Origin of the sequence: Streptomyces sp. NPDC046909, from assembly GCF_040644695.1 — a bacterium.
Classification (GTDB): Bacteria; Actinomycetota; Actinomycetes; order Streptomycetales; family Streptomycetaceae; genus Streptomyces.
In genome coordinates, this window is record NZ_JBEYXC010000003.1 from 83,637 (window position 1) to 101,759 (window position 18,123).

The 18,123-nt window shown below is 71.8% G+C and carries 20 protein-coding genes; 8 read left to right on the forward strand and 12 right to left on the reverse strand.

Features of this window, described 5'->3' with window-relative positions; genetic code table 11:
* Nucleotides 1-102: 102 nt before the first annotated feature.
* Nucleotides 103-927: a helix-turn-helix transcriptional regulator gene (locus tag ABZ928_RS09025; protein WP_361517596.1), complete on the reverse strand. Its 825-nt coding sequence runs from the start codon at nt 925-927 to the stop codon at nt 103-105.
* A gap of 354 nt (nt 928-1,281) precedes the next feature.
* Between ABZ928_RS09025 and ABZ928_RS09030 the strand changes: the two genes are divergently transcribed.
* Entirely contained in the window at nt 1,282-1,767 is a 486-nt protein-coding gene (locus tag ABZ928_RS09030; protein WP_361516312.1) for an ATP-binding protein, read from the forward strand.
* A gap of 93 nt (nt 1,768-1,860) precedes the next feature.
* On the opposite strand, the gene ABZ928_RS09035 is transcribed toward ABZ928_RS09030, so the two are convergent.
* The 8 genes from ABZ928_RS09035 to rpmG all read right to left on the reverse strand — a co-directional run bounded on the left by ABZ928_RS09035 (nt 1,861) and on the right by rpmG (nt 5,454).
* Nucleotides 1,861-2,103 carry a DUF397 domain-containing protein gene (locus tag ABZ928_RS09035; RefSeq protein ID WP_361516314.1) on the reverse strand — a complete coding sequence of 81 codons (243 nt, stop codon included), beginning with the start codon at nt 2,101-2,103 and terminating at the stop codon, nt 1,861-1,863.
* Nucleotides 2,104-2,252: 149 nt separating this feature from the next.
* Nucleotides 2,253-2,723 carry an SRPBCC domain-containing protein gene (locus ABZ928_RS09040; RefSeq protein WP_361516315.1) on the reverse strand — a complete coding sequence of 157 codons (471 nt, stop codon included), beginning with the start codon at nt 2,721-2,723 and terminating at the stop codon, nt 2,253-2,255.
* Nucleotides 2,720-3,079 carry a metalloregulator ArsR/SmtB family transcription factor gene (locus tag ABZ928_RS09045; protein WP_361516317.1) on the reverse strand — a complete coding sequence of 120 codons (360 nt, stop codon included), beginning with the start codon at nt 3,077-3,079 and terminating at the stop codon, nt 2,720-2,722. Before ABZ928_RS09045 ends, ABZ928_RS09040 begins: the two co-directional genes overlap by 4 nt.
* 10 nt (nt 3,080-3,089) lie before the next feature.
* The gene (locus tag ABZ928_RS09050; protein WP_361516319.1) at nt 3,090-3,461 is read right to left on the reverse strand and encodes a VOC family protein; all 372 of its coding nucleotides are present in this window, start codon (nt 3,459-3,461) and stop codon (nt 3,090-3,092) included.
* A gap of 65 nt (nt 3,462-3,526) precedes the next feature.
* Nucleotides 3,527-3,763 (reverse strand): 30S ribosomal protein S18, encoded by a 237-nt coding sequence (gene rpsR, locus ABZ928_RS09055; protein ID WP_361516320.1) that lies wholly within the window; start codon nt 3,761-3,763, stop codon nt 3,527-3,529.
* 5 nt (nt 3,764-3,768) lie between these two features.
* A complete protein-coding gene (locus ABZ928_RS09060) occupies nt 3,769-5,028 on the reverse strand; it encodes a GTP-binding protein (RefSeq protein ID WP_361516323.1) in 1,260 nt (419 codons plus the stop codon).
* Nucleotides 5,029-5,032: 4 nt separating this feature from the next.
* A complete protein-coding gene (locus ABZ928_RS09065; RefSeq protein ID WP_361516325.1) occupies nt 5,033-5,281 on the reverse strand; it encodes a type B 50S ribosomal protein L31 in 249 nt (82 codons plus the stop codon).
* A gap of 8 nt (nt 5,282-5,289) precedes the next feature.
* Nucleotides 5,290-5,454 (reverse strand): 50S ribosomal protein L33, encoded by a 165-nt coding sequence (gene rpmG, locus ABZ928_RS09070; RefSeq protein ID WP_015658813.1) that lies wholly within the window; start codon nt 5,452-5,454, stop codon nt 5,290-5,292.
* A 63-nt stretch (nt 5,455-5,517) separates the two neighbouring features.
* Between rpmG and rpmB the strand changes: the two genes are divergently transcribed.
* The 3 genes from rpmB to ABZ928_RS09085 are packed head-to-tail and all read left to right on the forward strand — an operon-like array spanning nt 5,518 to nt 6,650.
* Nucleotides 5,518-5,754 carry a 50S ribosomal protein L28 gene (rpmB, locus tag ABZ928_RS09075; protein WP_361516327.1) on the forward strand — a complete coding sequence of 79 codons (237 nt, stop codon included), beginning with the start codon at nt 5,518-5,520 and terminating at the stop codon, nt 5,752-5,754.
* Nucleotides 5,754-6,059 carry a 30S ribosomal protein S14 gene (gene rpsN / locus ABZ928_RS09080; RefSeq protein ID WP_361516329.1) on the forward strand — a complete coding sequence of 102 codons (306 nt, stop codon included), beginning with the start codon at nt 5,754-5,756 and terminating at the stop codon, nt 6,057-6,059. Before rpmB ends, rpsN begins: the two co-directional genes overlap by 1 nt.
* A gap of 42 nt (nt 6,060-6,101) precedes the next feature.
* The gene (locus ABZ928_RS09085) at nt 6,102-6,650 is read left to right on the forward strand and encodes a hypothetical protein (protein ID WP_361516331.1); all 549 of its coding nucleotides are present in this window, start codon (nt 6,102-6,104) and stop codon (nt 6,648-6,650) included.
* A 24-nt stretch (nt 6,651-6,674) separates the two neighbouring features.
* Here the strand turns inward: ABZ928_RS09085 and ABZ928_RS09090 are convergent, their stop codons facing one another.
* The gene (locus tag ABZ928_RS09090) at nt 6,675-9,233 is read right to left on the reverse strand and encodes an FUSC family protein (protein ID WP_361516333.1); all 2,559 of its coding nucleotides are present in this window, start codon (nt 9,231-9,233) and stop codon (nt 6,675-6,677) included.
* A gap of 150 nt (nt 9,234-9,383) precedes the next feature.
* Here ABZ928_RS09090 and ABZ928_RS09095 point away from each other — a divergent pair, with 150 nt between their 5' ends.
* Nucleotides 9,384-9,926 carry a DUF4232 domain-containing protein gene (locus tag ABZ928_RS09095; protein WP_361516335.1) on the forward strand — a complete coding sequence of 181 codons (543 nt, stop codon included), beginning with the start codon at nt 9,384-9,386 and terminating at the stop codon, nt 9,924-9,926.
* Nucleotides 9,927-9,989: 63 nt separating this feature from the next.
* Here ABZ928_RS09095 and ABZ928_RS09100 read toward each other — a convergent pair whose 3' ends face one another.
* Nucleotides 9,990-11,087: a DUF2786 domain-containing protein gene (locus ABZ928_RS09100; RefSeq protein ID WP_361516337.1), complete on the reverse strand. Its 1,098-nt coding sequence runs from the start codon at nt 11,085-11,087 to the stop codon at nt 9,990-9,992.
* 321 nt (nt 11,088-11,408) lie between these two features.
* Between ABZ928_RS09100 and ABZ928_RS09105 the strand changes: the two genes are divergently transcribed.
* The 3 genes from ABZ928_RS09105 to ABZ928_RS09115 all read left to right on the forward strand — a co-directional run bounded on the left by ABZ928_RS09105 (nt 11,409) and on the right by ABZ928_RS09115 (nt 14,589).
* Nucleotides 11,409-12,035 (forward strand): LysE family translocator, encoded by a 627-nt coding sequence (locus tag ABZ928_RS09105; protein ID WP_361516339.1) that lies wholly within the window; start codon nt 11,409-11,411, stop codon nt 12,033-12,035.
* Between the two features lie 54 nt (nt 12,036-12,089).
* Nucleotides 12,090-12,824 (forward strand): Clp protease N-terminal domain-containing protein, encoded by a 735-nt coding sequence (locus ABZ928_RS09110; RefSeq protein ID WP_361516340.1) that lies wholly within the window; start codon nt 12,090-12,092, stop codon nt 12,822-12,824.
* A gap of 64 nt (nt 12,825-12,888) precedes the next feature.
* Entirely contained in the window at nt 12,889-14,589 is a 1,701-nt protein-coding gene (locus tag ABZ928_RS09115; protein WP_361516342.1) for a bifunctional 3'-5' exonuclease/DNA polymerase, read from the forward strand.
* Nucleotides 14,590-14,697: 108 nt separating this feature from the next.
* Here ABZ928_RS09115 and ABZ928_RS09120 read toward each other — a convergent pair whose 3' ends face one another.
* Complete coding sequence (locus ABZ928_RS09120; protein ID WP_361516344.1) at nt 14,698-17,922, reverse strand: BTAD domain-containing putative transcriptional regulator; 3,225 nt, start codon at nt 17,920-17,922, stop codon at nt 14,698-14,700.
* Nucleotides 17,923-18,123: the final 201 nt, after the last annotated feature.

Genomic DNA, 18,123 nt, shown 5'->3' on the forward strand with positions numbered 1-18,123 from the left:
CAGACGCACGCGACGCGCGATCGACGTCACGGTCTGATCACGCGTCATCGTACTTGTGTCGTACGCGAGTTGGGGACGCAGAGCGATGTTCTGGGGAAAACCCTAGGAGAGTTGGAGGAGACCTCGTAGAAGGTCCCGGCTCTCGTCCGGTCCTGGGCTGTCCTGTTGGAGTTCCTTGAGCGCCTTCTCGTACTGGGCCACGTCCTCGCGCTTGTCCAGGTACAGGGCGCTGGTGAGCTGTTCCAGGTACACCACGTCGGAGAGGTCGGCGTCCGGGAAGCTGAGGAGGGTGAAGGCGCCGGACTCGCCGGAGTGGCCGCCGAAGCCGAACGGCATGACCTGGAGCCGCACATTGGGGCGCTGGGAGATCTCGATCAGATGCTGGAGCTGGTCGCGCATGACCTCGCGGTCGCCGTACGGCCGGCGCAGGGCCGCCTCGTCGAGGACGATGTGGAGTTCGGGTCCGCCCTCGTCGGTGAGGTGCTTCTGGCGTTCGAGACGCAGGGCCACGCGCCGGTCGATGTCGGCCTCGCTCGCGCCCTTCATGCCGCGTTTGACGACCGCGCGGGCGTACGCCTCGGTCTGGAGCAGGCCGTGCACGAACTGCACCTCGTAGACACGGATGAGGGTGGCCGCGCCCTCCAGGCCCACATAGGTGGGGAACCAGCTCGGCAGGACGTCGGAGTAACTGTGCCACCAGCCCGCCACGTTGGCCTCGCGGGCGAGGGAGAGGAGCGAGGCCCGCTCCTGCTCGTCCGTGATGCCGTACAGCGTCAGGAGGTCCTCGACGTCCCTGGTCTTGAAGCTCACCCGGCCCAACTCCATCCGGCTGATCTTCGACTCGGAGGCGCGGATGGAGTAGCCCGCGGCCTCGCGAGTGATTCCGCGCGCTTCGCGCAGTCGCCTGAGTTGCGAGCCGAGCAGCATCCGCCGCACCACCGATCCGGGCTCTCCCGCGCTCACGTTCGCCAGCCTCCCCAGCCGTCTTCAGGAGCCGAAGTCTGCCACTAAAACACTTCGAGCTGTACTCGTCCGATTACAGAGATGGAAAGAAGCCAAAGATTCCACACAGGACGAGGAGAGGAGAAGGCAAGAGAGGTAAGGAAGTTGGCGGAAAAAATGCCCAACAAGCGGTACGGGAGCGTCCAATTCGGTCACGTGCACGTGCATCTGCACCTTGCATCTGCACTCCTCATCCGAAACCATGGTCCCGCGCAACCGCTGCATCGCAACGACCGCGAACCTCCGGGAGTGCCTCGCATGGGGACGAATGGATCGACCATGCTCGAGCCGTTACGGCAGGGCCTTCCGCCACTGGATCCCTCGGCCGTGTCCAACGCCGCCTCTTGTGCCCTGCCCGCCCGCTACGAAGCGGTGCGCGAGGCACGGCAGTTCACCCGCAGGACACTGGACCAGTGGGACATCGGCGACCGCTTCGACGACGTCTGTCTCGTCGTCTCCGAACTGGTCACCAACGCGCTGCGGCACGGACTGCCCTCGGGCAACGGCCGGACCCCCGAACAGATTCCGCCAGTGCGGCTGCATCTGATGCGCTGGACCGAGCGGCTGGTGTGCGCGGTGCGCGATCCCAGCCACGACAGTCCGGTGGCGCGCGATTCGGACGACTTCTCGGCCGAATCCGGCCGGGGTCTGTTCCTGGTCGACTCGTTCGCCGACAGCTGGGGCTGGCATCCGCTCGCCGGCACGCTCAACGGCAAGGTCGTCTGGGCGTTGTTCCGGCTCCAGTTGCAGCAGTCCGCCGAGTGAGGCACCGCGGCGCTTTTTCGCGCCGCGGTTCTACGCGCGTCACCGGCCGTGACATGCCGATCGCCCTGCGTCCACCCTGGAGTCGGAGGGTCCTCAGCCCATCACGAGGTGGTCGAACTCACCGTCCTTGACGCCGAGGAGCATCGCCTCTATCTCGGCGCGGGTGTAGACGAGCGCCGGGCCGTCGGGGAAGCGCGAGTTGCGCATGGCCACGCCGCCGTCGGGGAGCCGGGCGAACTCGACGCAGGAGCCCTGCGAGTTGCTGTGCCGGCTCTTCTGCCAGGCCACCCCGTTCAGCTCCGTGGCAGCCATGCCGTTGTACACGTCGTGGTCCACAGGTCGCTCCCCGGTGGTGCGGTGGCCTTGGGGGCCATTGATGCAGTGGTCAACTGATCCGGATCATAGCTGTGTTCACGTGCAGATGCATGAGCAGATGCACGTGCACGCGGGGTGTTCCCGTGGTTACAGATGTGACGTACGGGGAGCTACATACGTTCCAGCGCGTGCCCCAGCGCCCGCATCACCTGTGTCCGCCAACCGCCGCCCATGATCGTCCGGGCCATCATCTGCGCGGGGTCGTCGGGGTCGAATCCCTCGTGTACTAGGAAGAGACGCGTTCCACGCCCTTCGTGTTCCAATCGCCAGGTGATCGTCCAGTCCGCCGAGTTGGCGGGATCCGCGTCGGTCCACCGGACGCTCAGCATCCGTTCCGGCTCGAAGGCGAGAACCCGCACGTCGACGGTGCCGGAGAAGTTCGAGTTGGGCCGCGGGACGGAGGTCAGCGTGTACCGGTGACCGACCTCAAGACGGAACGCCTCGGTACCTTGCATCTGCCACTGCACGAGCAGCTCGGGCTCGGTGAGGGCGCGCCAGACCTTGGCGGGCGGGTGCGGGAAGAACTGGTCGACGCGGACGACGGTGAGGTCGTCGTCGGCCGGGAAGTCGGGGTCGCTCATGTCGGCCCATCGTCGGGCATACGGTCCAGCAGCTCCCCCAGCCCCTTCAGCCGGTCGCGCCAGAACCGCTCGTACGGGTGGAGCCAGTCCTGCACCTCGGCGAGCGGCGCCGCCTCCAGTCGGTAGATGCGCTGCCGCCCGGAGCGCTGCTCGGAGACGAGGCCGGCGTCGCGCAGCACCTTGAGGTGCTCGGAGAGGCTCGGGCGGGCCATGTCGAAGTGGGCGGCGAGGGCCTGCACGGGCTGGGGGCCGCCGTCGCGCAGGAGCCGCAGCACCTCGCGGCGGGTGGCGTTGGCCAGCGCGCCGAACACCCGGTCCGCCTCGGCCTCTTCACGGGCTCCGGCCGCGGTCGTCATACCGGCCCTCCTAGTGGTGCGCCTCCGTCAGCAGCATCAGACCGTTGCCGTCGGGGTCCGTGAAGGAGGCCATGCGGCCCCAGGGGAGCTCGTCCGGCCCCTGCACCGAAAGACCGGCCTCGGCGAGGCGCGCGCAGTCGGCGTCGACATCGGTCGTCACCAACATGATCCCCCGAGCCGAACCGGGCTCGAAGCCACCCATCCCCGGGCCGGAGAGAGTGAAGACGGTCTGCGCGCCCTCGGGGGCGACCTGGAGCCAGCGCCCCTGGGGCATGTCCCGGTCGGCGATGACCGTCATGCCGAGGACATCGGCGTAGAAGCGCAGGGCGCGGTCCTGGTCGGCGACGGGGAGGGTGACGAAGGAGGCGTGTGTGAGGGTCATGCGCACCACCATAGGTAGGAGTTTCCCTACGCGTCAAACGTAGGGAAACTCCTACCTATAGCCACTCACCTGGCGCTGGAGTACGGCAGCAGCGCCATCTCCCGCGCGTTCTTGATGGCCCGCGCCAGCTGCCGCTGCTGCTGGGCCGTGACCCGGGTGACCCGGCGGCTGCGGATCTTCCCGCGGTCGGAGATGAACTTCCGCAGCAGGTCGGTGTCCTTGTAGTCGACGTAGGTGATCCCGGCCTGGTCCAGCGGGTTGGGACGGTTCTTGGCGGGCTTGCGCTCGGGCTTGCGGGGCATGCGGGTCAGACCTCCAGGAGGGTGTCGAAGGCGGGCGGCAGCCGCTTCCAGGCGTCGCGGCCCGCGGCGTACTCGGTGTCGGTGAGCAGACAGGACTCCAGCAGGCGTGCCAGGCCGTCGCGGTCGAGCGCGGGGGACGTGAACACCAGGTGCTGGCAGCAGTCGCCGTGCTCGGGGTGCCAGTCCATGGCCGCGGCGGCCCGGCGCACCGGCGGGACCATCTCCCAGGCCGCGTCCGGGAGCGAGGCGAGCCACGGGCCCGCGCTCTCCACGCACAGCGCGCCGCCGGCCGCGTCCCAGTGCAGCAGCACGTCCGGCTTGTCGGCCAGCCAGAACCGGCCCCGACTGCGGGCCGCCGCACAGGTGATGTCCTCCAGCGCCTCGTACAGCCGCTCCGGATGGAAGGGGCGGCGACGGTGCCATACGAGGGTGGAGACGCCGTGGGCATCGGCCTCGGCGGGGAGGAGCGCGCAGGCGGGGTGCTGGGCGGCGGCCGCGGCTTCCACGTCGAAGCCGGCGAGGGCGGCCTGGGCGAGGGGGGAGAGAGGCGGGAGGGATGAGTCCGAGACTGGCGATCGGGGCGAGCCCAGGGGATTCGAGTGCGCCGATGCACCGGAACCCGAACCACCACCGCCCACCAGGTCACCGATGGGCACCTGCCGGGCCGTCGGATGCAGTTGCGCCAGCAGCTCCCGGTCCTCCTCGTCGGCCGCCTCCGAGTCGGCGACGGCGAGGACGGGGGCGTACTCCAGCTGGCGGGCGAAGGTGTCGGCGACCGTGCGCTGGTCGGTGGCGGCCGCGGCGAGGCCGCGTTCGGCGAGGTCGTCGCCGTTGCCGAGGTAGGGCAGGACCAGGACCGGGTCGACGGCGGTGATGACGCCGGTGACGGTGAGGCCGCCGGCGGTCACCACCTCGGCCATGGCCTTGGGTTCGACGGAGTCCCAGAGCTCGACGACCGCGAGGCGGGTGAGGCCGTCGTCGGCCAGGCGGCGCAGCTCCGGCACCAGGTCCTCGCGCAGCGCGCAGCACGCGCAGTCGTTGACCAGGGGCGCCTCCCCCGCCGTAAGGATTCCGGAGGCGTCGCGCACGGTCCGTACGACCGTGCCCGCCGCGGCCGTCGCCAGGTCGTGGTGGAGGACGACGCTGCCGGGGACGTCGGCGAGCAGCCGCGTGACGGCCGCCTTGCGGGCGTCGGCGTGCAGCCCGCCGACGATCACGACGGAGAGGCCCGGGGGCGGTGTCACAGGACCCGGGGGCGGTGTCACGGGGTCAGCCCTGCTTTCCGTACCGGCGCTCGAAGCGCTCCACGCGGCCGGCGGTGTCCAGCACGCGCGCGGTGCCGGTGTAGAAGGGGTGGCTGACGTTCGAGATCTCGACGTCGACGACCGGGTAGGTGTGGCCGTCCTCCCACTCGATCGTCTTCTCGCTCGTCATGGTCGAGCGGGTCAGGAAGGCGTAGTCGGCCGCGCGGTCCCGGAAGACGACCGGGCCGTAGGACGGGTGGATTCCGTTGCGCATGGCGGGGGTCAGCGCTCCTCTCGGAAGTCGACGTGACGGCCGGCGACCGGGTCGTACTTGCGGAGCGTCATACGGTCCGGGTCGTTGCGGCGGTTCTTGCGGGTGACGTAGGTGAAGCCGGTCCCGGCGGTGGACCGGAGTTTGATGACCGGGCGGAGTTCGTTGCGAGCCATGGCGTGTATCTTACTGAAAATGAATTCCATTTACACAACTGCTTCGAGAGAGGTGCGTCACCCATGTCCGCCCACTGCATGCTGACCGGCGCCCGGCCCGGTTTCGGCAACCGCATCTCGCACTCCCACCGGCGCACGTCACGCCGCTTCGACCCGAACATCCAGAGCAAGCGGTACTGGCTCCCGAGCGAGGGCCGGTACGTGCGGCTGCGGCTGAGCACGAAGGGGATCAAGACCGTCGACTCGATCGGCGTCGAGGCGGCCGTGGCGCGGATCCGCGCGCGGGGAGGGAAGGTCTGATGGCGAAGAAGAGCAAGATCGCCAAGAACGAGAAGCGGCAGGAGGTCGTCGCCCGGTACGCCGAGCGGCGGGCCGAGCTGAAGGAGATCATCCGGCGGCCGTCGTCGACGGACGCGGAACGCCGGGAGGCCCAGCGGGAGTTGGGCAGGCAGCCGCGCGACGCGAGCGCCACGCGCGTGCGCAACCGCGACCAGGTCGACGGGCGGCCGCGCGGGTACTTCCGTGCCTTCGGCCTGTCGCGGGTGAGTCTGCGTGAGCAGGCGCACGCCGGGTACCTGCCGGGGGTCCGTAAGTCGTCCTGGTAGCTTGCGGTCGTTCCGTCGACCGCGACAGCTAGGGAGCCTCCAGTGACCACGGCGATCTTCTCGCGCACCACGTCCCGCCGGCGGATGCGGATCGCCGCGGCGGCCGTGTCCCTGGCGGGCGTGCTAGCGCTGACCGCGTGCAGTGGGGACGGCGGCTCCGACTCCGACGGCACCCCGTCGCCGAGTGGCGGTACGTCGTCGAGCGGCGGTACGTCGTCGACGGCGACCGCGGACACGGGTGGCGGGACCGGCGGCTCGGCCTCCTCGCCGGCCGCCGCCGGCGAACTGGAGGGCAGCTGGCTGGCCACGACCGACGGCAAGGCCGTGGTGCTGATGGTCAACGGCACGGAGGCCGGGCTGTTCACCACCGGCGGCACCGTGTGCAGCGGGACCGCGGGCGAGGAGGCCGGCATGGAGATGATCCGCTTCACCTGCCCGGACGGCAGCAAGGACCGCAAGACCGGGATGGTCGACTCCGTCGACAAGAAGACCCTCAAGGTGACCTGGGAGGGCGGTCTCGGCCAGGAGACCTACCAGAAGGCGGAGGGCGGCGAACTGCCTTCGGGACTGCCGACGGCGAGCGCGGGCTGATCCTCGTACCTTTCGCAGCAGGTCTCAACGGGCCGCGGAGTCCTCGGACTTCCGCGGCCCGTCCGGCTTTTCCCGGCCCCGGCCCCGGCCGCTTCCGTCCAGCGCCATCGGGGATACGGCGGTGTCGAGGGCGTCGGTCAGTTCGACGAGGGCGTCCAGGAGAAGCCGGGTGCCGTTGTGTACGACGGTGTCCTCGGCGTCGGTCCACGCGTCGAGGGCGGCGCGTACGGGGGCCGGGTCCGGGAGCCGGCGTTCCCTGACCGCCCTCGCGCCCTGTTCCGTGGCGGTGCGCAGGGCGGCGGCGACCCGGGCGGCGGACGGGACGGGGGGCGCGTCGCGGTTCGGTAGGTGGGCCTCCATGAGCATCGCCACGCGGCCCATCTGGGCGAGGGCCTCCTCGGCGTCATCGGCGGCGGCCCGGGAGAGGCCGCGGTGGCGTACGGGTTCGTCCTGGGCGCGGGCGACGGCCGTGTGCCAGACGGCTCTCGCGGCGCGGGCGGCGAGGAGGGCGTCGCGGACGTCGGCGGTTTTGGTGGGGGTGGGGGCGGGGTCGGCGGGTGCGGCGCCGGTGGTTCCGGTGTCGGCGGCTGCGTTTCCGGCGGGCTCGGGGCTGGCAGGTTCGGCATCGACGGGGCCGGCACCCACAGGTCCGGCACCGACAGGTCCAGCTCCGGCGGGTCCGGCGCCAGCGGGTCCAGCACCGGCGAGTCCGGCACCAGCGGGCCCAGCACCGGCGGGTCCGGCACCGACAGACCCGGCACCGGCTGGTTCCGCGTAGTGCTGGACGACCGCGGCGGCGTAACTCCCCTGTGCGGCCAGCCAGTCGGCGAGGCGGGTGCGTAGGCGCGGGGTCTCCCAGGCGGGGTAGACGGCGTACGCGAGCATCGCCAGGAGGCCGCCGAGGAGGGTGAGCAGGACGCGTTCGGGGACGGTCTGGGTCCACTGCTCGCCGCCCATGCCCAGCAGGAACACGACGTACGCGGCGACGCAGGCCTGGGCGGCGAACTGGCCGGTACGCATGAGGAGGTACATCAGGCCGGCGCTGGTGACGGCGAGCGTCGCGGAGAGGCGGGTGCCGGGGTCGGCGGCCTGCACGACCGCCGTCGCGACGGCGACGCCGAGCAGAGTGCCTCCGAAACGGGCCACCGCGCGCGTGTACGTCTGGGAGAAGTCGGGGCGCATCACCATGACCGAGGTGAGCGGGGCCCAGTAGCCGTGACCGAGGGGGAGGGCGGTACCGAGGAGGTAGCCGGTTGCGGCGACGGCGGTGACTCGGGTGGCGTGGCGGGTGATCGGGGAGTTCTTGCGGCGGAGTTCCTGGCGGATGGCTTCGAGGGCTACGGGGATGAGGCCGAGGAGGGTGGGGCGGTGGAGGTGGGCGGGGGTGCGGGGGTGAGTGGAGGGGCGGGGGGCGGTGGGAGTGCGAGGGTCGGTAGGAGTGCCCGGGTCGGTTGGAGTGCTGGGGCCGGTAGGAGTGCCGGAACCGGTGGAAGTCCCAGGGCCAGTGGGAGTCCCAGGGCCAGTGGGAGTCCCAGGGCCAGTAGGAGTGCCGGGGTCCGTAGGGAGCCTCTTCCTCGAATGCCGGGCGGGGTGGGAGTCCGTGCCGCCGGCCGTTTCCACCACGTCCTGAAGCAGCCTCCCCAGCCTCGTCGCCGCCCGGTACCCCGCCCCCGTCAGGATCGCCCCCGTGTCCGGCGTCCGGAACGCGGCGACCGCGCCCGCCGGGAGGTCCACCGGCTCGCCCCTCCGTACCGCTCGGGCCGTCGCGTCGAGGATGGTCGCGGTGGCCGACAGGAGTTCGCGGACGCGGTCCCGTGCGCGGCCCTCCTCCGGGACGCCCATCGCCGGGTCGGCCAGGGACGCGAGTACGGGGCGGATGCGTTCCGCGAGGCCCCGGGTGCCGTGGAGTTCGGAGGGGCGGGTGCGGGCCTGACGTGGGGTGACGGCCGCCGCGTTGCGGGCCTCCATCAGCGGGAGGGGGTCGAAGGGGGCCACCGGGTCGTGGCGGAGGCGGCGGGCGTAGTCGGCCTCGGCCGCGAGGGCGTCGGCGAGCGCGTCACGGTGGGGACCCCAACGCCGTACCGGAAACACCACGATCAGCGCCGCCTGGACGACACCGCCCGCCACCATCATCGCCGCGTGGCCCGCGGCCTCCGCGACGGAGGTCGGCAGGGTCACCGTCACCAGCATCATCGCCACGTTCGAGGAGGCGATCAGGCCGGTGGTCGGGCCCGCCGCCCAGCTCATGCCCGCCGCGAACGTCCACAGGACCAGCAGGAGCAGGAAGAGGGGCAGGTGGCCGATGGTGAGGTAGCCGACGAAGGTCGAGACCGCGAGGCTCGTGCCGGAGGCCAGCGCCAGTTCCGGGCGGGGGCGCCAGCTGCGCTGGAACGTGGCGATCGCGGCCTGGAGGGCGCCGAAGGCCGCGCCCGCCGCCGCGCCGGGGCCGAAGGCCCAGAGGCTCACGCCGACGATGATCGCCAGGCCTGCGGCGCCCCGCACCGCGATGAGCGGTTCGAGGCGCTTGCGCTCGACGGCGAGTCCCGCGCGCCCGGTCTCCTTCAGCGCGCGGAACCAACTCATTCCGCCAGGGTAGGGGATAAAGCGGACATCAAGCCGACCAGGGGTCCGGTGGGGGTGGGCAACCGATCGCCAGGTTCGTGCGTGATGATCCATGCACGCGATCTCGCAGCACCTGAAGCACCTCGGCACCTGAGCATTCAAGGACCCCATATGCGCGCCCTCCCCCTCGCCGCCACCGCCCTCGTCGCGGCCCTGACGCTGACCGCCTGCTCCGACTCCGACGGCGGGGACGGCGGCGGGAACGGCGATGGCGACACCGGCGCCAAGAAGGCCGGCTCCGCCTGTGTGCTCGACGAGATGGGCGTGCAGGTCGGACCCGCCAACGCCGCTCCGGCCGCCGGAGACACCGGCAACGTGCCGATCACGATCACCAACAAGAGCGGCGCGAAGTGCACGCTGGACGGCCTGCCGGCCGTAGACCTCTCCACGGGGCCCGACTCGGCCACCGTCGAGCCCGACGAGGCGGTCGTGAAGACGAAGACGACCCTCGCGAAGGGCGGCGTCACGTCCTTCACCCTCACCTACGTCCGCGCCGAGGCGGGTGACGGTCTCGCCGTGAAGACCGCGCGGTTCTTCCTGCCGGGTTCCACCAAGGCGTACGACTTCAAGTGGTCGTACGGCGAGGTCGCGCTGAAGAAGGACGGGCAGACGCCGGACGCCTCGGTCAGCGGCTTCCAGCAGTCCTTCGACTGACCGAGAACCAACCGACAACTGTCCGACGGCTGTCCGACGGCTGTCCGACGCGCTACCCGACTGCTATCCGAGCCGCCGACGGGACTTGACCTGCGCCTGGTCCGCCGCCTCCGCGCCCTCGATCCAGCCCGCCTCGTCGCTGACGCCGCGCAGCCGGGTCGTGGTGGTCTGCGGGAACATGCGGTCGAGGTGGTCGGTGACCGCGACCTCCCTGGTGGCGAGGACGGGCAGCAGTTCGTCGCCGACCTGGGTCTCGGCCGCGGCGCGCAGCCGGACTCCGACGCGGTGGGCGTAGGCGGCGAGGAAGGATTGCCGGAAGGTCTTGGTCCGCTTACGGCCGCCCGCGCGCTGGGCGGCCTCCGCCTTGGTCATCGCGGTCGTGGCCTGGACGAGGAGTGAGGTGTAGAGGAGTTCGACGGCCACGAGGTCGGGCTCGAAGCCGACCACCGTGGAGAAGGCGAACGGCTCGTTCCACACCGCCCGGCAGTGGTTCGCCGTCGCGACCGCGTCCAGAAGCACCGCCTTGGCCTGCTCGTACGGTGGCTCGACCCCGATCCGGCAGGCACCGGGGCTGTCGTGCGTGGGCGCCTGCGCGTCGAGCAGCGCCTCGTCGACACTGTGCCGCGCCATCAGCTCCTGCGCCTTGGCACTGAGCGCCTCCGCCTCCTCCGGATAGCCGGTCGCCTCCGCCTTGGCGAGCAGCGCGCGGATCCGGGTGAGCATGCGGGACTCGGGGTGCGAGGTACGCGCGGCCGGCTCATCAAGGGGCTCCAGCGCCGGAAGCCGAAGAAGCAGCCGATACAGCTCCAGCACCGCGGTGGCACGGGAGAACCGGTCCTGCGACGGGACATCACCCGGCAGCTCTTCGACCTGCGCCCGCCAACGGGGCCCACGCGCCCGGTCATCAGACACCTGCGCCCGGATCAACTCCGCCACAAGCCGCACATGTACGTCGTCCAGCTCCCGCCGCACCATCCGTACGACATCGGCGGGCTGCCACCCACGCCGCCAGACCGCCGCCACGAACTCCCGCCCCCGACGAGCGAGTTCGACATCGGCCCCCTTGTCGGCGGCGAGGAGGGAGGCCGCGGTGTCGAGGGCGGAGTCGGCGTCGGCGTAGAGGGCGGCTTCGAAGGCACGATCGACGGTGTCGCTGGTCACGGGGCGATCGTCTCATTCCCGGCCACGGCGACGCCTCGCGAGCAATCTCCCCCGGCCGCGACCGGCCCCGCCCCACTTCACTCCCGACTCACGCGCGACCTCAATCCGGCCTCGCCCCGCCTCACTCCTGGCCCCAGTCGTCTCGCCGTGCCTCCTCGCCCCGCCTCACCGCAAACCTCAGCCCGCGCCGCCCCACTTCACCTCCGACCTCAGCCCGCGCCGCCCCACCTCACCTCCGACCCCCGCCCGCCCCACCCCCGCCCCGTCTCACTCCCCGAAAATCGGTCGCCACCCCGGAGGCCGGCTTCGAGCATGGCGCGCATGGTGGACTTGTCTCTCTACGCGGCCTTCCTCGTGGCCGCTTTCGCGCTCTGTGTGACTCCCGGTCCCGACATGATGTTCATCGTGGCGATGGGCGGCCGGGGCGGGCCCACGGCCGGGGTGATGGCGGCGTTCGGGGTGGCCTGCGCGATGTTCGTGCACACCGTGGCCGCGGCGCTCGGGCTGTCGGCGTTGTTTCTGGCGCTGCCGACGCTGTATCACGTGCTGCGCTGGGCGGGGGCGGCCTATCTGCTGTATCTCGCGGTGAAGGCGTTCCGGGACCGTTCGGTGCCGGGTGAGGGGGCCGGGGCGGGGGCGGGGATGCGGCGGGCCTTCTGGCAGGGCGCCGTGACCAATCTGCTCAACCCCAAGGTGATCCTCTTCAACGTCGCCTTCCTGCCCCAGTTCGTGGCACCCGAACGCGGCCATGTGTGGGAGCAGTTCATGGTCCTCGGACTCACGATCACGGTCATGGGCTTCGCGGTGGACGGGTCGATCGGGCTGCTCTCCGGGAAGCTGTCGGCACTGCTGAGGCGCAGTGCGCGGGTGGCGCGGGGGCTGAACATCTTCAGTGGGACGGTGTTCACGGGGTTGGCGGTGCGATTGGTGGCGTCCGCGCCGAAGTAGGTTGACTGTCAACCCGGGGTTGACGCCACCCTCGCGTCAACCTACGGTTGACACATGACGACGAACCCCAACATCACGTCATCCGTACGCCTCGACGACCTCATCGCCGCCATCAAGAAGGTCCACGACCAGCCCCTCGACCAGCTGGAGGACGCGGTCATCGCCGCCGACCACCTCGGTGAAGTGGCCGACCATCTGATCGGCCACTTCGTGGACCAGGCCCGGCGCTCGGGTGCCTCCTGGACCGACATCGGCAAGAGCATGGGGGTCACCCGGCAGGCCGCGCAGAAGAGGTTCGTCCCGAAGGAGGGCACGGACCTCGGCGCGAGCCAGGACTTCAGCCGCTACACGCCGCGTGCCCGCAACGTGGTGATGGCCTCCCACAACGAGGCCGTCGCGGCCCGCAACGCCGAGGGCCGCCCCGAACACCTGGTCCTCGGCCTGCTCGCCGAACCGGAGGGACTGGCCGCGAAGGCGATCGTGGCGCAGGGCGTCCTCCTGGACGCCGTACGCCAGGCCGCGACCGACACGCTGCCGCCGGCCGCCGAGGACGCCCCCGAACTCGTCCCCTACGGCTCCGACGCCAAGAAGGTCCTGGAACTCACCTTCCGCGAGGCCCTCCGCCTCGGCCACAACTACGTCGGCACCGAACACATCCTGCTGGCCCTGCTGGAGTTCGAGAACGGGGGCGGGGTGCTGTCCGGCCTCGGTATCTCCAAGCCGCTCGCGGAGGAGTACCTCACCGAGGTGCTCGCCAAGATCCAGGTGAAGCCCGCCGACCAGGACTGACGCGGCCGGGTTCAGCGGTCGCCGCCGGAGGCCATTGTCAGACCCTCCTGCGACACTCGCCATCATGACCGACCGCTGGGCTCTCGCTCCGGCCGAGGACGGTGGCGTGGAGCTCGCCCCCCTCGGTCCGGACGGGCTGCCCGCGGGCCCGGTGCGGCGGGAGGCGGACCTCGCGGCGGCCGTGCGGGGGCGGCCCGAGGTCGCGCGGTGGGTGTGGCGGTCCACGGCCGACGTGTATCCGCGACTGCTCGCCGCGGGGGTGCGGGTCGAGCGGTGCTACGACGTCGAGGACGCCGAGACACTGCTGCTGGGCCATGCCGGGAGATACGGCGAGCCCCGTTCGGCCGCCGCCGCCCTGGCCCGGCTGCGCGGCGGCCCCGTACCGCCCGATCCGCCGCTGCGGTCGGCCGAACCCGGCCTCCAGTCCTCCCTGTTCGAGCCGCAGGCCGCCCAGCTGCCGCTCGCCGACCTGGTCGAGGTGTACGCCGACCAGCAGCGCCGCCAGGACGCCACCGCGCACCCCGACCGGATGCGGCTGCTGATCACGGCCGAGTCGGCCGGGATGCTGGTGGCCGCCGAGATGAACCGCGCGGGGCTGCCGTGGAGCGCCGACGTCCACCGCCGGATACTGCACGAGATGCTCGGCGAGAGGTACGCCGGCGGCGGTGAGCCGCGGCGCCTCGCCGAACTCGCGGACGAGGTGTCCGCCGCCTTCGGGCGCCGGGTCCGGCCCGATCTGCCGGCCGATGTCATCAAGGCGTTCGCGCAGGCCGGCATCAAGGTGAGCTCCACCCGCCGCTGGGAGATCGAGTCCGTCGACCACCCGGCGGTGAAACCGCTGATCGAGTACAAGAAGCTGTACCGGATCTGGGTCGCCCACGGCTGGTCCTGGCTCCAGGACTGGGTGCGGGAAGGGCGGTTCCGCCCGGAGTTCCTCTGCCACGGCACCGTCACCGGCCGCTGGGTCACCAACGGCGGGGGCGCGCTCCAGATCCCCAAGGTCATCCGCCGTGCCGTCGTCGCCGACCCCGGCTGGCGGCTCGTCGTGGCCGACGCCGACCAGATGGAACCACGGGTGCTCGCGGCCATCTCCCGCGACCCAGGCCTGATGGAGGTCGCCGGACGGGAGACCGACCTCTACCAGTCCGTCTCCGACCGCGCCTTCTCCGGCGACCGCGACCAGGCCAAGATCGCCGTACTCGGCGCGGTCTACGGCCAGACCTCCGGCGACGGCCTCAAGAACCTCGCCGCGCTCAGACGCCGCTTCCCCAAGGCGGTGGCGTACGTCGACGAGGCGGCCCGCGCGGGCGAGGAGGGGCGGCTCGTACGGACCTGGCTGGGGCGGACCTGTCCCCCGGCGGCGGGTTCGGGCGACGCCGCCGAGGAGGCCGGCATCCCGCAGGAGGAGACCGCCGAGTCCCGCACCAATTCCCGTACCGAGGACGGCTGGGTGCCGGGCTACGCCTCCCGCGACGCCCGCGCCCGCGGCCGTTTCGCCCGCAACTTCGTCGTCCAGGGCAGCGCCGCCGACTGGACCCTGCTGCTGCTCGCCGCGCTGCGGCAGACCTGCGCGGACATGGCCGCCGAGCTGGTCTTCTTCCAGCACGACGAGGTGATCGTGCACTGTCCCGAGGAGGAGGCGGAGCGGGTCGTGGCGGCGATCCGGGCCGCGTCGGAGCTGGCTGGACGGCTGACGTTCGGGGAGACGCCAGTCCGGTTCCCGTTCACCACGGCGGTGGTGGAGTGCTATGCCGACGCGAAGTGAGAGAAGTGCCGGGGCTAGGCGGAGCGGGCGAAGTGCCGGGGCGACGCGGGATGGAGGAGGTGCCGGGGTGACACGAGGCCGGGCATGCGCTGGGGCGAGGCCATGCGATCAGTCGGCCAGCAGCTCGCGCAGCTCCGCCAGGACCTCCTTCTCCACCGTGCCGTCCGTGCCGTCCAGCGCGGCGAGAGCCCTGCGCCACTCCTCCCGCGCCTCCTCCGTCCGCCCCCGTTCGCTCAGCAGCAGGCCGTACTGGTGGCGGGCGAGACCGCCCGCGTAACGGTCGGCGCGGGCGTCGGCGCGGCGCAGCAGTTCGGCGCACTCCCGGTCGGCGTCGTCGATACGGCCGAGCAGACGCAGGGCGCGTACCAGACCGATCCGGGTCTGGGACTCGCCGTGCCAGTCCTCGTGGCCGCCGAGGATGCGCAGACTCTCCTCGAAGTGCGGTACGGCGGCGGCCGGTTCGCCGAGGGTGAGGTGGGCGTATCCGATGTTGCAGTGCGCGGAGTGCTGCACGATGACGCTGCCGATCTCCTCGCCGAGGGCGAGCGAGCGACGGTGCTGCTCGATGGCGGCGCGCGGGTCGGAGTGCTCGTACAGGTTGCCGAGGTGGCTGTAGGTGACGGCCTCGTTGAGCCGGTCGCCCAACTGCTGTGCGAGCGGCAGGCTCTGCCGCAGCGCCTCCCCGCTCTCCTCCAGGCGGCCGAGACTCCGGAGCAGCAGTCCCCGGCGGTTGAGACAGCGGTGGATCCAGGACAGCACATCGAGCCGCCGCCAGATCGTCAGGGACTGGTCGGTGAGCGCGAGGGCCTCGTTCGGCCGGCCGGTGAGGAAGTGCAGTCCGGCCAGATCACCCAGCGCGTACGCCTCCGCCCTGTCGTCCTTCAGCCGCAGCGCCGCGTCGAGCGCGGCCCGCACCAGCATGTCCATCTCGGAGACACGCCCCCGACGTTGGAGGTAGGGGACGAGGAACCGGACGAGCGTCGAGGCATGCGCGGGCCGGTCGTCGGCATACCGCTCGACCAGCGCCACGACATTCTCCAACTCCAGGTCGCACCAGGCGTAGGCCGCTTCGGCGCTCGCGAACGGAGTCGTCGCCTCGACATGCGCCGCGTGGGCGGGCAGTTGGGCGTCGGTCGGACGACGGCGGTCGTCCTGGTCCAGGCCGGGCTCGACGATGGCGATGAAGGCGCGTTCGGCGACGGCGGCGTACCAGTGGAGGGCGGTTCCGACGGGGTCGAGGGGCCGGTCGGACTCGTCCCCCACTTCCCGCACTTCCCGCACTTCCCGCGCAGCCTCATCGCGTAGCTTCCCCGCCAGTTCCCGGGCGAAGTCACGGACCAGGTCGTGCGGGGCGTAACGGCCGTACGCCGTCTCCTCCAGGAGAGCCACGTCGACGAGACGGTCGAGCGCGGCCTCGGCCCGGTGTTCCTCGGTGCCGGTCAGCCGGGCCAGGAGGGGCGCGCCGTAGGCGGGAAGGTCGACGGCGCCGATGTGATGCAGGGCTCGGGCGGCATCCCGGTCGGCCGCACGGTCGGAGGCGGCGAGGGCGTCATGGGCGACGGCCAGGGAGCGGCGGACACTGAGGTCGTCGTACTCCAGGTGCCGCAACCTCCCCTCGGTAGCGGCCAGTTGGCTTGCCAGCACGTCGGGCGTGAGCGCACTGCGCGCGGCGAGCCGAGCGGCGACGACCCGGAGGGCGAGGGGAAGGCCGCCGGTGAGGGCGATGAGGGGGTGGTCGGCGTCGAGGCCTGCGGGGGTGCCGTGCGGGATGGGGGCCTGCTGAGGCACGGGGGTGTCATGCCGTACGGGGTCGTCGGGGCGCTCAGAGTTGCCGCGCCCCGTTCGCCCGGAAGCCGCCCGCAGCAGCGCCGCGCTCTCCTCGGCCGACAGCGGGGCGAGCGGGAAGCGGCCGGCGCCGTCGAGGGCGGTCAGCGGGGAGCGGCTGGTGACGATGACCGCGCAGCCGGTGCCGCCGGGCAGCAGCTGCCGTATCTGCGCGGCGTTCGCGGCGTCGTCCAGGACCATGAGCGTGCGGGTCGGGGCGAGCATCGAGCGCAGCAACGCGGCCGCCGCGTCCGGGTGTTCGGGAACGGAACGGGGATCGGCGCCCAGATCGCGGAGGAGCGCGGTGAGCGCCTGGGACGAGGTGAGGGGGGTCATGCCAGGAGTGGCCCCGTGCAAATTGACGTACAACTGGCCGTCGGGGAAGCGTTCCCGCAGACCGTGCGCCACGTGCAGGGCGAGGGCACTCTTCCCGACACCGGCCATGCCGCTGACGACGGCGACCGGGGTGGGGGTGCTGGTCAGGGCGTGACGGATGTCGTCGAGGACGGCGGCACGGCCGGTGAAGTGGGCGGGTGGAGGGGGGAGTTGGGCGGGCCGGGGAAACTGCGCACCGGGCTCGGCGGCCTCGGTCGGTACGGGTACGCCCGACGCGGGCGCGGCCGGTACAGGTACCTCCCCCACCGAGGGAACTCCACCGGCGTCCCCGCCGGTCCCACCAGCTCCCCTGGCGGCCGACCCCCCAGCTCCCCCGGCCGATCCTCCAGCTGGTCCCCCGCCCTCCCCCCGCAACACCTCGACATGCGCCTCCCGCACCCCCGCCCCCGGCTCCACACCCAGCTCCTCCACGAGCCGGGCCCGGAGATCCCGATGGACGGCCAGGGCCTCCGCCCGCCGCCCCGTCCGATGGAGGGCGAGCATCAGCTGGCGGTGGAAGGCCTCCCGCAGCGGATGTTCGGCGGCGAGGGCGGTCAACTCCGGTACGAGGGCGTCCAGTCGGCGTCCACCGACGGCGAGCTCGGCGTCGTACCGCCATTCCAGGAGCTGTAGCCGGGCCTCCCGCAGCCGCTGTGCGAAGGCGTATCCGCCCAGTTCGGCCGGGAGTCCGCTGAGCGGCGAGCCGCGCCACAGCGTGAGCGCGGCGGTGCACGCGCGTACCGTCCGCTCCCAGTCGCGCCCGGCGTACGCGGCGCGCGCCTCGGCGGCATGGGCGTCGAAGACATGGACGTCGAGTTCGCCCGGCTCGACGCGGAGCAGATAGCCGGGCGGTACGGCCCGCAGCCGCTCGGGGTCGTCGAGGAGCCGTCGCAGCCGGGTGACGTGGTTGTGCAGCGAGGCCTGTGCGGAGACGGGCGGCGCCCCGGCCCAGAGGGCGTCCTTCAGCGACTCGACCGAGACGGTACGGCCCGCTTCGAGGAGCAGTGCGGCCAGCAGCGCCCGCACCTTGGGGCTGCCGATGACGGAGGGGACGCCGGCGTCGTACAGGACGGGCGGTCCGAGCAGTCCGAACCGCAGCTCGTACCGCTTCACTCCGCCCCACTGCCTTCCCACGTGCCACGACTCTCGGATCACGGCGCGGCCGTCACCCGAAGAACCATCGGCCCCATGTTAGCGATCTGTTGGTGACGCCTGTTGTGATCAATCCATCGGATCCGGCCGGACGGCGCGCGCGTACGACGCGTCGCTCGGGGGAGTGTCGCCGTCGAGCCGGATCCGGGGACGCGAGAAGGCCCTGGTCGCGGAGGTGAACGA

Excerpts from the sequence above, each read along its gene's own strand:
- rpsR (WP_361516320.1), bottom strand. The coding sequence starts at position 3,763 with ATGCCCCGCAAGCCCGAGCGCAAGCCCGCCAAGAACCGTCCCAACCCG.
- ABZ928_RS09045 (WP_361516317.1), bottom strand. The coding sequence starts at position 3,079 with ATGACGACCGCGGCCGGAGCCCGTGAAGAGGCCGAGGCGGACCGGGTG.
- ABZ928_RS09115 (WP_361516342.1), top strand. The coding sequence starts at position 12,889 with ATGACCGACCGCTGGGCTCTCGCTCCGGCCGAGGACGGTGGCGTGGAG.
- ABZ928_RS09065 (WP_361516325.1), bottom strand. The coding sequence starts at position 5,281 with ATGCGCAACGGAATCCACCCGTCCTACGGCCCGGTCGTCTTCCGGGAC.
- rpsN (WP_361516329.1), top strand. The coding sequence starts at position 5,754 with ATGGCGAAGAAGAGCAAGATCGCCAAGAACGAGAAGCGGCAGGAGGTC.
- ABZ928_RS09030 (WP_361516312.1), top strand. The coding sequence starts at position 1,282 with ATGCTCGAGCCGTTACGGCAGGGCCTTCCGCCACTGGATCCCTCGGCC.
- ABZ928_RS09105 (WP_361516339.1), top strand. The coding sequence starts at position 11,409 with ATGGTGGACTTGTCTCTCTACGCGGCCTTCCTCGTGGCCGCTTTCGCG.
- ABZ928_RS09090 (WP_361516333.1), bottom strand. The coding sequence starts at position 9,233 with ATGAGTTGGTTCCGCGCGCTGAAGGAGACCGGGCGCGCGGGACTCGCC.
- rpmG (WP_015658813.1), bottom strand. The coding sequence starts at position 5,454 with ATGGCTCGCAACGAACTCCGCCCGGTCATCAAACTCCGGTCCACCGCC.
- rpmB (WP_361516327.1), top strand. The coding sequence starts at position 5,518 with ATGTCCGCCCACTGCATGCTGACCGGCGCCCGGCCCGGTTTCGGCAAC.
- ABZ928_RS09040 (WP_361516315.1), bottom strand. The coding sequence starts at position 2,723 with ATGAGCGACCCCGACTTCCCGGCCGACGACGACCTCACCGTCGTCCGC.
- ABZ928_RS09110 (WP_361516340.1), top strand. The coding sequence starts at position 12,090 with ATGACGACGAACCCCAACATCACGTCATCCGTACGCCTCGACGACCTC.
- ABZ928_RS09025 (WP_361517596.1), bottom strand. The coding sequence starts at position 927 with ATGCTGCTCGGCTCGCAACTCAGGCGACTGCGCGAAGCGCGCGGAATC.
- ABZ928_RS09095 (WP_361516335.1), top strand. The coding sequence starts at position 9,384 with ATGCGCGCCCTCCCCCTCGCCGCCACCGCCCTCGTCGCGGCCCTGACG.
- ABZ928_RS09050 (WP_361516319.1), bottom strand. The coding sequence starts at position 3,461 with ATGACCCTCACACACGCCTCCTTCGTCACCCTCCCCGTCGCCGACCAG.